Source organism: Micromonospora sp. DT46 (genome assembly GCF_049841735.1).
Classification (GTDB): Bacteria; Actinomycetota; Actinomycetes; order Mycobacteriales; family Micromonosporaceae; genus Micromonospora; species Micromonospora reichwaldensis.
The window spans coordinates 333,554-344,943 of sequence record NZ_JBNCKW010000006.1; the positions used below are offsets into that span (position 1 = coordinate 333,554).

9 protein-coding genes are annotated in these 11,390 nt (G+C 74.9%); 8 read left to right on the forward strand and 1 reads right to left on the reverse strand.

The genetic code is table 11. The features are described 5' to 3' along the window. Positions 1 to 97 precede the first annotated feature (97 nt). The 3 genes from ACLQ20_RS18715 (at position 98) to ACLQ20_RS18725 (ending at position 4,959) form a co-directional block, all read left to right on the forward strand. Positions 98 to 1,939 carry an ABC transporter gene (locus ACLQ20_RS18715; RefSeq protein ID WP_425856885.1) on the forward strand — a complete coding sequence of 614 codons (1,842 nt, stop codon included), beginning with the start codon at positions 98 to 100 and terminating at the stop codon, positions 1,937 to 1,939. Then, on the forward strand, positions 1,936 to 3,621 hold the full coding sequence (locus tag ACLQ20_RS18720; RefSeq protein WP_358118924.1) for a GTPase: 1,686 nt from the start codon (positions 1,936 to 1,938) through the stop codon (positions 3,619 to 3,621). The genes ACLQ20_RS18715 and ACLQ20_RS18720 overlap by 4 nt, the downstream gene beginning before the upstream one ends. A gap of 114 nt (positions 3,622 to 3,735) precedes the next feature. Next, positions 3,736 to 4,959 (forward strand): hypothetical protein, encoded by a 1,224-nt coding sequence (locus ACLQ20_RS18725; RefSeq protein ID WP_425856889.1) that lies wholly within the window; start codon positions 3,736 to 3,738, stop codon positions 4,957 to 4,959. Positions 4,960 to 5,126: 167 nt separating this feature from the next. Here ACLQ20_RS18725 and ACLQ20_RS18730 read toward each other — a convergent pair whose 3' ends face one another. Continuing rightward, a complete protein-coding gene (locus ACLQ20_RS18730; RefSeq protein ID WP_327030118.1) occupies positions 5,127 to 5,678 on the reverse strand; it encodes a phosphatase PAP2 family protein in 552 nt (183 codons plus the stop codon). A 250-nt stretch (positions 5,679 to 5,928) separates the two neighbouring features. Here ACLQ20_RS18730 and ACLQ20_RS18735 point away from each other — a divergent pair, with 250 nt between their 5' ends. The 5 genes from ACLQ20_RS18735 (at position 5,929) to ACLQ20_RS18755 (ending at position 11,224) form a co-directional block, all read left to right on the forward strand. Next, a complete protein-coding gene (locus tag ACLQ20_RS18735) occupies positions 5,929 to 6,504 on the forward strand; it encodes a hypothetical protein (protein ID WP_425856892.1) in 576 nt (191 codons plus the stop codon). Positions 6,505 to 7,173: 669 nt separating this feature from the next. Next, positions 7,174 to 8,349 carry a pyruvate dehydrogenase (acetyl-transferring) E1 component subunit alpha gene (pdhA, locus tag ACLQ20_RS18740; protein ID WP_132235260.1) on the forward strand — a complete coding sequence of 392 codons (1,176 nt, stop codon included), beginning with the start codon at positions 7,174 to 7,176 and terminating at the stop codon, positions 8,347 to 8,349. Continuing rightward, positions 8,349 to 9,338 (forward strand): alpha-ketoacid dehydrogenase subunit beta, encoded by a 990-nt coding sequence (locus ACLQ20_RS18745; RefSeq protein WP_151457451.1) that lies wholly within the window; start codon positions 8,349 to 8,351, stop codon positions 9,336 to 9,338. The genes pdhA and ACLQ20_RS18745 overlap by 1 nt, the downstream gene beginning before the upstream one ends. A 5-nt stretch (positions 9,339 to 9,343) precedes the next feature. Then, positions 9,344 to 10,828 carry a dihydrolipoamide acetyltransferase family protein gene (locus ACLQ20_RS18750; protein ID WP_425857216.1) on the forward strand — a complete coding sequence of 495 codons (1,485 nt, stop codon included), beginning with the start codon at positions 9,344 to 9,346 and terminating at the stop codon, positions 10,826 to 10,828. 258 nt (positions 10,829 to 11,086) lie between these two features. Continuing rightward, positions 11,087 to 11,224 carry a hypothetical protein gene (locus ACLQ20_RS18755; RefSeq protein ID WP_165947779.1) on the forward strand — a complete coding sequence of 46 codons (138 nt, stop codon included), beginning with the start codon at positions 11,087 to 11,089 and terminating at the stop codon, positions 11,222 to 11,224. Positions 11,225 to 11,390: the final 166 nt, after the last annotated feature.

Here is an 11,390-nt window from a genome sequence, read left to right on the forward strand (position 1 = left end):
CGCGAAATCGTCAAGTCGGGGTTGAGTCGACCCGACGCAACCCCAGGTTCGTACCGATCGGTTGTCTTCCCTTGCATCGGTCGGGCACGCTTTAGCGGTGACGACGCACGGCGATCCCGCCACCCCGGCCGGCACGCCCACCGTCGCAGCCCGCACCGGCCCCACGGACGCCGGGGAGGACCGGCCCGCCACCACCGGGGACGACAGCCTGCCCGCCACACTGGCCGGCCTGCGCGCCGCGATCGGGGCGGCCCGGTTCCCGCTCGCGCTGCCCTCCGCCGAGCCTGCCCGGCGCGCCGGCGGGAGCCTCACCGACCAGCTCGACGACTACCTGCTGCCCCGGCTGCGCCGGCTCGACGCGCCGCTGCTCGTGGTGGTCTGCGGGTCCACCGGCGCGGGCAAGTCCACGCTGGTCAACAGCCTGGTGCAGGCGCGGGTGAGCGCCGCCGGGGTGCTCCGCCCGACCACCCGCTCCCCGGTGCTGGTCTGCAACCCGGCCGACTCGGGCTGGTTCCGCCAGGGCGAGCTGCTGCCCGGCCTCACCCGCACCACCGAGCCCAGCGAGGACCCGCGCACCCTGCAACTGGTGACCGCCCCGGCCCTGCCCGCCGGGCTGGCCTTCCTCGACGCCCCCGACATCGACTCGGTCGTCGACGCCAACCGGGCCCTGGCCGGTCAGCTCCTGGCCGCCGCCGACCTCTGGCTCTTCGTCACCACCGCCGCCCGCTACGCCGACGCCGTCCCCTGGGAGCTGCTGCGCAGCGCCCGGGCCCGGGGCGCGGTCATCGCCATGGTGCTGGACCGGGTGCCTGCGGAGGCGGCCGACGAGATCGCCGCACACCTGTCGGAGATGCTCGCCGCGCAGGAGTTGGGGGCGGCCCCGCTCTTCGTGCTGCCGGAGACCTGGGTCGACGGGCAGGGCCTGCTGCCCGAGCGGGTCACCGCGCCGCTCGCCGCCTGGTTCGCCCGGCTGGCCGCCGACGCCGACGCCCGCGCCGCCGTGGTCCGGCAGACCCTGGACGGCGCGCTCGCCGCGCTGCACCCGGCGGTCGAGGGGCTCGCCGACGCCGCCGAGGAGCAGGTCACCGCCGCCGACGCGCTCGACGAACGGGTGCTGGCCGCGTACCGGGGGGCGTACCGGACCGTCGGGCAGGGGCTGAAGGACGGCCGGCTGCTCCGCGGCGAGGTGCTGGCCCGCTGGCAGGAGTTCGTCGGCACCGGCGAGTTCTTCCGCACCATGGAGGCCCGCATCGGGCGGCTCCGCGACCGGGTCGTGGCGGCGGTCACCGGCCGGCCCGCGCCCGCGTCCGAGCTGCGGGACGCCATCGAGTCCCAGCTGGTGACCCTGCTGCGGGGCGTCGCCGCCGAGGCGGCCGAGAACGCGTACACCGGGTGGAAGGCGCATCCCGCCGGGGCGGCGCTGCTCGAACCGGAGCTGGCCCACCCCTCCGCCGACCTGCCCGAACGGGCCGAGCGGCTGGTCCGGGAGTGGCAGCGTGGCGTGCTGGAGCTGGTCCGCGCCGAGGGCGGCGACCGCCGCTTCGTGGCCCGGACGGCCGCGTACGCGGTGAACGCCACCGGGCTCGCTGTCATGATCGCGGTGTTCGCCTCGACGGCGTTCATCCCCACCGGGCTGGAGGTGGCCACCGGGGCCGGCACGACCGTCGCCGCGCAGACCGTGCTCCAGGCGATCTTCGGCGACCAGGCCGTGCGTACGCTGGCCGCCAAGGCCCGGGCCGACCTGCTGGACCGGGTGCGGGCCCTGCTCGACGACGAGGCCGCCCGCTACCTGGACCGGACGGCGCAGGCGCGGCCCGCCGCGGACACCGCGGAGGCCCTGCGCGGCGCCGCCAACCGGGTGGAGATCGCCCGCAACCGCAGCGACCTCTCCGGCGCGGCCGTCGCGGGCCCGCCCGGCACCGGGGACGGAGGGTCATGACCAACATCGTCGGGCGGATGCGCGAGGCGTTCCGCGGTGACCAGCGGGTGGACGCCGACGCGCTCGTCGCCCGCCTCGACGCCGTACGCCGGTTCCTGACGGTCGTCGACGGCCACCTGCCGGACGCGCGGCTCGTGTCGGCGCACACCCTCGTCGAGCGGGCCGGCACCCGGCTGGCGCTCTCCCGCGACCACACCGTGGTGGCCCTCGCCGGCGCGACCGGCAGCGGCAAGTCCAGTCTGTTCAACGCGCTCGCCCGGATGGAACTCTCCACGGTCGGCGTGCGCCGCCCCACCACCGGCGTCGCGCACGCCTGCGTGTGGGGGCCGCTCGACGGCGGCAACCGCCTGCTCGACTGGGTGGGCGTGCTGCCCCGGCACCGGTTCGTCCGGGAGAGCGTGCTGGACGGCGACGACGAGTCCGCCCTGCACGGGCTGATCCTGCTCGACCTGCCCGACTTCGACTCGGTGCAGCGGTCGCACCGGCTGGAGGTGGACCGACTGCTCGGCCTGGTCGACCTCGTGGTGTGGGTGGTCGACCCGCAGAAGTACGCCGACCGCGTCATCCACACCAACTACCTGCGCGAGTTCCACCGGCACCGGGACGTCACCCTGGTCGTGCTCAACCAGGCCGACCGGCTGCCACCGGCCGAGCTGCCCCGGGTGCTGGCCGACCTGCGCCGGCTGCTCGACTCCGACGGCCTGGACGGCGTACCGCTGCTGGCGACGACCGCCGTCGACCCGGCGGGCATGGTCGGGCTGCGGGAGGCGCTCGAACGCACGGTGGCCGAGCGGCAGGCCGCGCTGCGGCGGCTCCAGGGCGACGTGGACGCGGTGGTGGCCGGGCTCGAAGAGCTGGTCGGCGGCGCCTCGCCGGCCGGGGGACCCGACGCCGCCGCCGTCAGTGCGCTGCACCGGGCGCTCGCCGGCGCCGCCGGGGTGCCGGCGGTCGCCGAGGCGGTCGAGCAGGCGTACCGGCACCGGGGCGCCGCCACCACCGGCTGGCCGCTGGTGCGGGGCTGGCGGCGGCTGCGGCCCGACCCGCTGCGCCGGCTGCACCTGCCCGGCCCGGCCGCCGGGCGCGACGAACCGGCGGAGAGCCTCGTCGCCGCGACCTCGGTGCCCGACCCCACCGCAGCGCAGCGCGCGGCGCTCGGGCTGGCGATCCGGTCGGTGGCCGACCGGACCGGGGCGGACCTGCCCGCCGCCTGGCCGGCCGCGGTGACCGCCGCCGCCCGATCCCGCCTCGCCGACCTACCGGACGCGCTGGACCGCGCGGTGGCCAACACGGACCTGGGCATGGACCGGCGACCGCTCTGGTGGCGGTTCGTCGGCGGCCTCCAGTGGCTGGTGACCCTGGCGGCGCTGGCCGGGCTGGGCTGGCTGGCGCTCGGCTACGCGCTACGCGCGCTGGGCCTGCCGGCGCTGGAGCACCCGATGGTCGGCGAGGTGCCGCTGCCCACCCTGCTGCTCCTCGGCGGCCTGCTCGCCGGGCTGCTGGTGGCCGCCCTGACCAGGCCGATCGTCCGCTGGGCGGCCCGCCGCGCCCGTCGCCGGGCCGAGCGGCGCCTCACGGACGCGGTGGCGACGATCGGCGAGGAGCACGTGCTGACCCCGGTGCGGGCGGTGCTCGCCTCCTACGCCGAGGCCCGTACGGCCCTCAGGGAGGCCGCCGGCCGCTGAGCCGAAAATCCCGTCCCGCGACAACCGCAGGTCGGCGGCGTGGCGGCGCGACGCGGGCCGGACGCTCGGGTCGCTCGTACCGTCCCGGGGCGGGCGGCGGCGTAGGGTCGGTGGATGGGAACGCCTCAGACCCCGTACGACGCGGTGCTGCACGCCGCCCGCGACGTGGCCAAGCTGGACAACGCCCTCGACGCGGAGATGCTCGGCGCGGCCCTGCTCGGCAGCGTCTACTCGGTCGCCGAGACCGAACGTGACGCCGCCGTCCGGGACTTCGTGGCCGGCTTCCTGGCCGCCACCTCCCGCCGCCGCTCGGCCGCGGCGACCACCATCCGTTCCGTGTTCGCCGCGCTGGTGCCCGACGCCGAGGGCACCGACCGGGTCCGCCCGGGCGCCGCCACCCCCGCCTGGGCCAGCCAGCTCGGCCGCGTGCACCTGACCGGCTGCTGGTCCTACGGCGACGTGTACGGCGACCAGACCTCCTACCTGGCGACCTTCGCCTACGACGACCCGGCCGGCGGTTCGGCGCACGCCGTGGTGACGCTGCTCGACCACAACATCGGCATCACCAAGGACGTCTTCGTCGGCGGGCCGCCCGACCGCATCCTCGACCAGGTCCGGCAGATGTGCGCCGGGGACGAGCTGACCTGGTTCCGCGACGAGGAGCCGGCCCGGATGCGCGCCGAGGTGACCCGCCACCTCGCGATCACCGACGGCCTGACCGAGTTGCCCGGGGAGGGCTCGCTCGCCACCGACCGCGCCCTGCTCGGCGCCCGGCTGGCACGGCTGCCGCAGGCGGCCGGGGCGGCCCCCGCGCCCGCCGCCGAACCGCTCTCCGCCGCCGAGCGTACGGACCTGGTCCGCCGGTTCCTCGCCTCGCCCGAGGCGGCCCGCTTCGGCCTGGACACCATCGACGGGGCGGAGCTGGCCTCGCTGCACTTCTGCCTCAGCCTGCTGCTGGACCACGCGGCCAGCTTCCCGGACGCCGACCCGCTGCGGTGGAGCCCCACCGTGGCCGGGCTGTTCCTGCTGGACTGGGTGCACCGGCGCGCGGTGCTGGACATGGACGACGCGGCGCTGCTGCCCCGGGTGCTGCGCGCCTGGGCCGGCTACGCCACCCGCAAGCGCGGGCTGCCCGAGCAGGCGGCGACGCAGATCGACACGGCCGTCGAGGAGATGGTGCCGGAGTTCGCCCGCCTCTACAGCACGGGCGAACGCCGCAGCCCCGCCACCGCCGCCGTCGCGCAGCTGATGGCCGACGGCGTCGACCCCGACGACCCGGCCGCCCTCGACGCCTGGATCGAGGCCAACCGCCACCGCCTCACGGACGACCCCGCCTGACCCCCCACCCGCCCCCTTTCCACCCTCATGCCCTCCCTCCCGCGCGGCGTCGATCATGCAGTTGTGGTGGACGAAAAGCAGCGTTACGCGGCTTTTGCGGGGCACCACAACTGCATGATCAACGGCCTCGGCCGGGGGCGCACGGACCGGGAGGGGTGGGGTGGGGGTTAGCGGAGGGGGGCGAAGAAGAGGGCGGCTACCAGGGCGCCCAGGGCTAGTCCCGCGACCACCTGGGGCACGGTGTGGTCGCGCAGGCGGACCCGGGACCAACCGACCAGCGCGAGCAGTGGCGCCGTCGCCAGCAACCCGGCCCCGAACGTGAGCACCAGCACGACCACCGTGCCGGCGGCCACCGCCGAGTGGATCGACATCTTCCACCAGTGGCTCACCGTCACGGCGACCACCAGGCCGACGAGCCCGGCGGCGGCCAGGGCCAGCACCGGTCGCGGCGCGCCGAGCACGGCGAGCAGGGCCAGCCCGGCGGCGACCGAGCAGAGCCCGAACAGCAGCGGGACGCGGCGCTGCTCGCGGATCCCCACGTGATGGTCGGTCAGCCGGCCGCGACGCACCCCGCCGAGGATGTACGCGAACGGGATCCCGCTGACGAAGAGCGTGGCCAGCAGCCCCCAGGCCAGCCCGTGCGCGCCCTGGGCGCTGTGCCAGCCGACCGCCAGCGTCAGCGCCGAGACCAGCACCGCGGGCGCGGTCAGCTCGGTCACGAACCGAGCGAGCCGGAGGGTCCGGCCGGGTGGTGGCGGGGCGGCCGGACGGCTGTGGGGCTCCGCGTCCGAACCACCCGTCCCGCTCAGCGCCCCGCCTCTGCGTCCACCCCGGGCCGTCGCCCGGAACCGTTCCCGTCCGTACCCCGGCGCTCCGACCGGGCCGGGGTCCTGCCGTGGATCACCTGCCGTCGACCGTCACCGTACCCGCGGCCGGCCGTCCCGGTGCCCGGTCCCGCCGGGATCGCCGGTGGTCGGGTCGGGGTCGACGGTCGCGCTGGCGGTCGGGCCGTCGGGTGCCGGGGACGCGCTGGGCGCCGGGGACGCCGTGGGCTCGGGCGGCGGTAGCGAGAGGGTGCTCGTCGGCTCCACCGACGTCGGCTCGCCGGTCGGCGTGGGTGCCGGGCTCGGGCTGGGGCTCGGCGAAGGCTTCGGCGACGGGCTCGGGGACGCCGGAGGCCTCGGGGACGGGGGCGAGGGCGGCGGTACCGGTCGGCCGCCGGGCCGGGACGGGGGCTTCGGGCGCGCCGCCGGGCCGAGCGGCGGCGGCGGGGCGGGCGCCGCGACGATCGGCGTACGCGGGAAGGGCACGACGGTCCGCCAGTCGCCCGGGTCGGCCACGGCGGGGGACGGGGTCGACGGGGCTACCGGGGGGCGGCCCGTCGCCGGCACCGGGATCACCACGGGGCCGACCGAGGGCGTCGGGAGGAACGGGGTGCTGCCGTCCGGCAGGGCCGTGCTGCCGACGGTGGCGGAGCCCGTGCTGATCGCGGCGAGGATCGGCATCGACGCGGTGCCGGCGAGCAGTGCCACCGTGAACAGGTAGCCCCGGGACGGCCCGCCCGAGCCGGGGGCCCGGTGCGCGCCGACCAGCCGGCGGTAGCCACCGGCCCGGTGCCGGCCGAGGAGGGGAACGGTGGGATCTGGGCCTGGCTCGGACACCACACACCCCTTTCGTCGACTCCGGCGGTGGACGGGCCGGTACGGCGACCGGCCCGAGCGCCCGGGGCACCGCCCGGACACGAGGAAGCGGCAAACCGCCCCGACGCGGACGATCCCGCGCCAATCAGCCTGGACCAGTGACGGTCGGTCGGCCAACCCTGTACAGCGTGTCGACACGCGTATCTGGCCGAACGGTGACGAACCACCGCCGGATCGGCCGCGCGTCGATGCAACGGACACCGGGCGCGCCGTGCGACGAAGCGGGCCACCGCGAGCGCCCGGGACGGGCGCACTGTGGGCGCGCTCACGTGTGATGCGAATATGGACCACGACGGCAACGCAGCCACGACCTCCGCGCACCCTCGCGGCAGGCGCGGCTGGGCGCCGGCGCTCCCGATCCGGGTTCGGCCAGAATCCGGCTCACGCCGCGCGGCAACCCCCACCGGGGCTAGGCGCGGCCGCCAGGAACCCGTCCGGCACCAGCCGGGCAGGCGCACGAGTTGCGCGGCCGGGTGACCCCCCGGTGCCGACGCAGACAGACAGGGAGAGACGGATGGCAAAGGGCGACCCCGGGGTCTCCAGTCGCGGCCGACGGGCCGCACCCCGGTCCAAGAAGGGTGCGACCGGCGACCCGCAGCTGGTGCAGCTGCTCACCCCGGAGGGTGAGCGGATCGAGAGCGCGACCGGCCCGGACGGGACCGAGTACCGCGTCGACTTCACCGACGAGGAGTACCGCGGGCTCTACCGCGACCTCGTGCTGGTCCGCAAGCTCGACGCCGAGGCCACCGCGTTGCAGCGCCAGGGCGAGCTGGGCCTGTGGGCCAGCCTGCTGGGCCAGGAGGCCGCGCAGGTGGGCTCGGGACGCGCGCTGCGTACGCAGGACATGGCCTTCCCGACCTACCGGGAGCACGGCGTCCTCTACTGCCGGGGCATCGACCCGATCATGCCGCTCGGCCTGTTCCGGGGCGTCGACCAGGGCGGCTGGGACCCGAACGAGTTCAAGTTCAACATGTACACGATCGTGATCGGGGCGCAGACCCTGCACGCGACCGGCTACGCCATGGGCGTCCACATGGACGGCAAGACCGGCACCGAGGACGGCGAGGCGGTGATCGCCTACTTCGGCGACGGCGCCACCAGCCAGGGCGACGTCAACGAGGCGTTCGTCTGGGCCAGCGTCTTCAACGCCCCGCTGGTGTTCTTCTGCCAGAACAACCAGTACGCCATCTCCGAGCCGCTGGAGCGCCAGACCCGCGTGCCGCTCTACCAGCGGGCCGGCGGCTTCGGCTTCCCCGGCGTCCGGGTCGACGGCAACGACGTGCTCGCGTCGTACGCGGTGACCCGGCACGCGCTGGACAACGCCCGGCTCGGCCAGGGCCCCAGCCTGATCGAGGCCTACACCTACCGGATGGGCGCGCACACCACCTCCGACGACCCGACCCGTTACCGGATCGCCAGCGAGGTCGAGGCCTGGCAGGCGAAGGACCCGATCGCCCGGATGAAGGCGTTCCTTGAGAAGCAGCAGATCGCCGACGCGGACTTCTTCGCGGCCGTCGACGAGCAGGCCCGCACCGAGTCGGTGCACCTGCGCGAGCGGGTGCTCGCCATGCCCAACCCCGAGCCGGTGACGATGTTCGACCACGTCTACCCCAACGGGTCCCCCGAGCTCGACGAGCAGCGGGCGCAGTTCACGAAGTACATGGAGTCGTTCGAGGGGAGCGCCCACTGATGGCCACGGAGACGCTCACCCTCGGCAAGGCACTCAACACGGGCCTGCGCAGGGCCCTGGAGAACGACCCGAAGGTCGTCATCATGGGCGAGGACGTCGGCAAGCTCGGCGGCGTCTTCCGGATCACCGACGGCCTCCAGAAGGACTTCGGCGACCAGCGGGTGATCGACACCCCGCTCGCCGAGTCCGGCATCATCGGCACCGCGGTGGGCCTGGCCATCCGGGGCTTCCGGCCGGTCTGCGAGATCCAGTTCGACGGCTTCGTCTACCCCGCGTACGACCAGATCGTGTCGCAGGTGGCGAAGATGCACTACCGCTCCCAGGGCAAGGTGCGGATCCCGATGGTCATCCGGATCCCGTTCGGCGGCGGCATCGGCGCGGTCGAGCACCACTCGGAGTCGCCGGAGGCGTACTTCGCCCACACCGCCGGCCTGAAGGTGGTGTCCTGCGCCAACCCGCAGGACGCGTACACGATGATCCAGCAGGCCGTCGCCTCGGACGACCCGATCGTCTTCCTGGAGCCGAAGCGGCGCTACTGGGAGAAGGGCCCCGTCGAGCTGGACGGCCCGCTGTCGGGGGCGTACCCGCTGCACTCGTCCCGGGTCGTCCGGCCCGGCACGGACGCCACGGTGCTGGCGTACGGGCCGATGGTGCGGACCTGCCTGGACGCGGCGACCGCCGCCGCCGAGGACGGCCGGGAGCTGGAGGTCATCGACCTGCGCTCGCTCTCCCCGCTGGACCTGACCGCCGCGTACGAGTCGGTGAAGCGCACCGGCCGCTGCGTGGTCGTGCACGAGGCCCCGGGCAACCTGGGCCTGGGCTCGGAGATCGCGGCCCGGATCACCGAGGAGTGCTTCTACTCCCTGGAGTCCCCGGTGCTGCGGGTGACCGGCTTCGACACCCCCTACCCGGCCTCCCGGGTGGAGGAGGAGTACCTGCCCGACCTCGACCGGGTGCTCGACGCCGTCGACCGCACCTTCGGCTGGTGAGCGGCATGTCACGGATCAAGGAGTTCAACCTTCCCGACCTGGGCGAGGGACTGACCGAGGGCGAGATCCTCGCGTGGCTCGTCAAGGTCGGCGACGTCATCGAGCTGAACCAGCCGATCGTCGAGGTGGAGACGGCCAAGGCGGCCGTCGAGATCCCGGCGAAGTGGGCCGGCCAGGTGCAGGCGATCTTCCACCCGGAGGGGAGCACGGTCGAGGTCGGCACGCCGATCATCGCGATCGACACCGACCCGGGCGCCGGACCGATCGAGGCGTCGACGACCGGCGCCCCGGACGCGGCCCTGCCCACCCCGTCGGCGGCGTCGCTGGCCGCGGTCCAGGTGGCGCCGGCAGAGGGCGCGGTCGAGCCGGGCCTGATCGGCGGTCCCGCCCCGGGCGGCCGTACCGCCGTGCTGGTCGGCTACGGCCCGCGCACCACGGCGGCCAAGCGCCGCCCGCGCAAGGGTGGCACCCCGCTGCCGGCCCAGGCGGCCGCACCGGCCGCACCCGTCGCGCCGGCTGCCCCGGTCGTTCCGGCCCCGCCGGCGCCGCCCGCCCCGGTGGCGACCGCGCCGTCGAACGGTCACGGACCGACCGGCGGGCCGGTGCTGGCCAAGCCGCCGGTACGCAAGCTCGCCAAGGATCTCGGCGTCGACCTGTCCGCGCTGACCGGGTCGGGGCCGCTGGGCTCGATCACCCGGGAGGACGTACAGCGGGCGGCGAGCGGGGCCACGGCGGCGGCCGAGCCGCTCGCGGTGTCGGCCCCGGCCACGGCGGCCACGAGCTTCGGCGCGGACCGCGAGCAGCGCATCCCCGTCAAGGGGGTACGCAAGCTCACCGCCGAGAACATGTCCCGCTCGGCGTTCACCGCTCCGCACGTCACGGAGTTCCTCACCGTCGACGTGACCCGGGCGATGAAGGCCCTGGACCGGCTCCGCAACCGGCGGGAGTGGCGCGACGTGCGGGTCTCGCCGCTGCTGCTGGTGGCCAAGGCGGTGCTGCTGGCCGTCAAGCGCCACCCGATGGTCAACTCGACCTGGGCCGGCGACGAGATCGTCGTCAAGGACTACGTCAACCTGGGCATCGCGGCGGCCACCGAGCGCGGGCTGATCGTGCCGAACATCAAGGACGCCGGCCGGCTCTCGCTGCGCGAGCTGGCGGACGCGATGACCGGGCTGGTGCAGACGGCCAAGGCCGGGAAGACCTCGCCGGCCGACATGTCCGGCGGCACGCTGACGATCACCAACGTCGGCGTGTTCGGGGTGGACACCGGTACGCCGATCCTGCCCCCGGGCGAGTCGGCGATCCTGGCCTTCGGCGCGGTCCGCGAGATGCCCTGGGTCCACAAGGGCAAGGTCCGGCCGCGTCAGGTCACCACGCTGGGCCTCTCCTTCGACCACCGGATCATCGACGGTGAGCTGGGCTCGAAGTTCCTGCGCGACATCGGGGAGTTCCTGGCCGACCCGGAGGCGGCGCTGCTCGCCTGGACCTGACGGTCCTGACGCCAGCCGAACGGCCGGTGTGCGACGGGTTGACGCCCGGCACACCGGCCGTGTCCTTTTGTGGCGCGCGCACGCCCGGCACCGGCCGCCTCTAGAGACAGAGGATTGCGTGGGTCACAGGCCCCCCTCACCTTCGATTGTTCGGCCCGTGTCCCAGCTCACCTAACAATCGATGGAAGTTGCGCCCGTCTTGGGGTTCAATGGAAGACATCAAGGGGCTGACAACCGAATAGCCAGGAGGAGAGACCCATGAGCATGATCGAGCGAATCCGCAACCGCCGCGACGCCAACCGCCGCGCCCGTGCCATCGAGCACGCGCTGCGCTCCGCCAACTCGCCCGCGGTCCGCGAAGAGATCCTCGCCATCGCCCAGCGTCACATGAGCTGACGCCCGGAACCTTTCTCACCTCCTCCAGATCGATGACCCGCCCGGTCCGCCCGGGCGGGTCATCGGCGTTTCGCAGCGGCTGACACCGGGATTCCACCTCGCCTCAGCGCCCGGTACGGTGGGCTTCGGTCGTCGCCCGCCGACCCGGAGCAGTCGAGTCGATAGA

Bases quoted from the DNA above. Each gene is read 5' to 3' on its own strand.
- ACLQ20_RS18720 (WP_358118924.1), top strand. From the start codon at position 1,936: ATGACCAACATCGTCGGGCGGATGCGCGAGGCGTTCCGCGGTGACCAG.
- ACLQ20_RS18725 (WP_425856889.1), top strand. From the start codon at position 3,736: ATGGGAACGCCTCAGACCCCGTACGACGCGGTGCTGCACGCCGCCCGC.
- pdhA (WP_132235260.1), top strand. From the start codon at position 7,174: ATGGCAAAGGGCGACCCCGGGGTCTCCAGTCGCGGCCGACGGGCCGCA.
- ACLQ20_RS18745 (WP_151457451.1), top strand. From the start codon at position 8,349: ATGGCCACGGAGACGCTCACCCTCGGCAAGGCACTCAACACGGGCCTG.
- ACLQ20_RS18750 (WP_425857216.1), top strand. From the start codon at position 9,344: ATGTCACGGATCAAGGAGTTCAACCTTCCCGACCTGGGCGAGGGACTG.
- ACLQ20_RS18755 (WP_165947779.1), top strand. From the start codon at position 11,087: ATGAGCATGATCGAGCGAATCCGCAACCGCCGCGACGCCAACCGCCGC.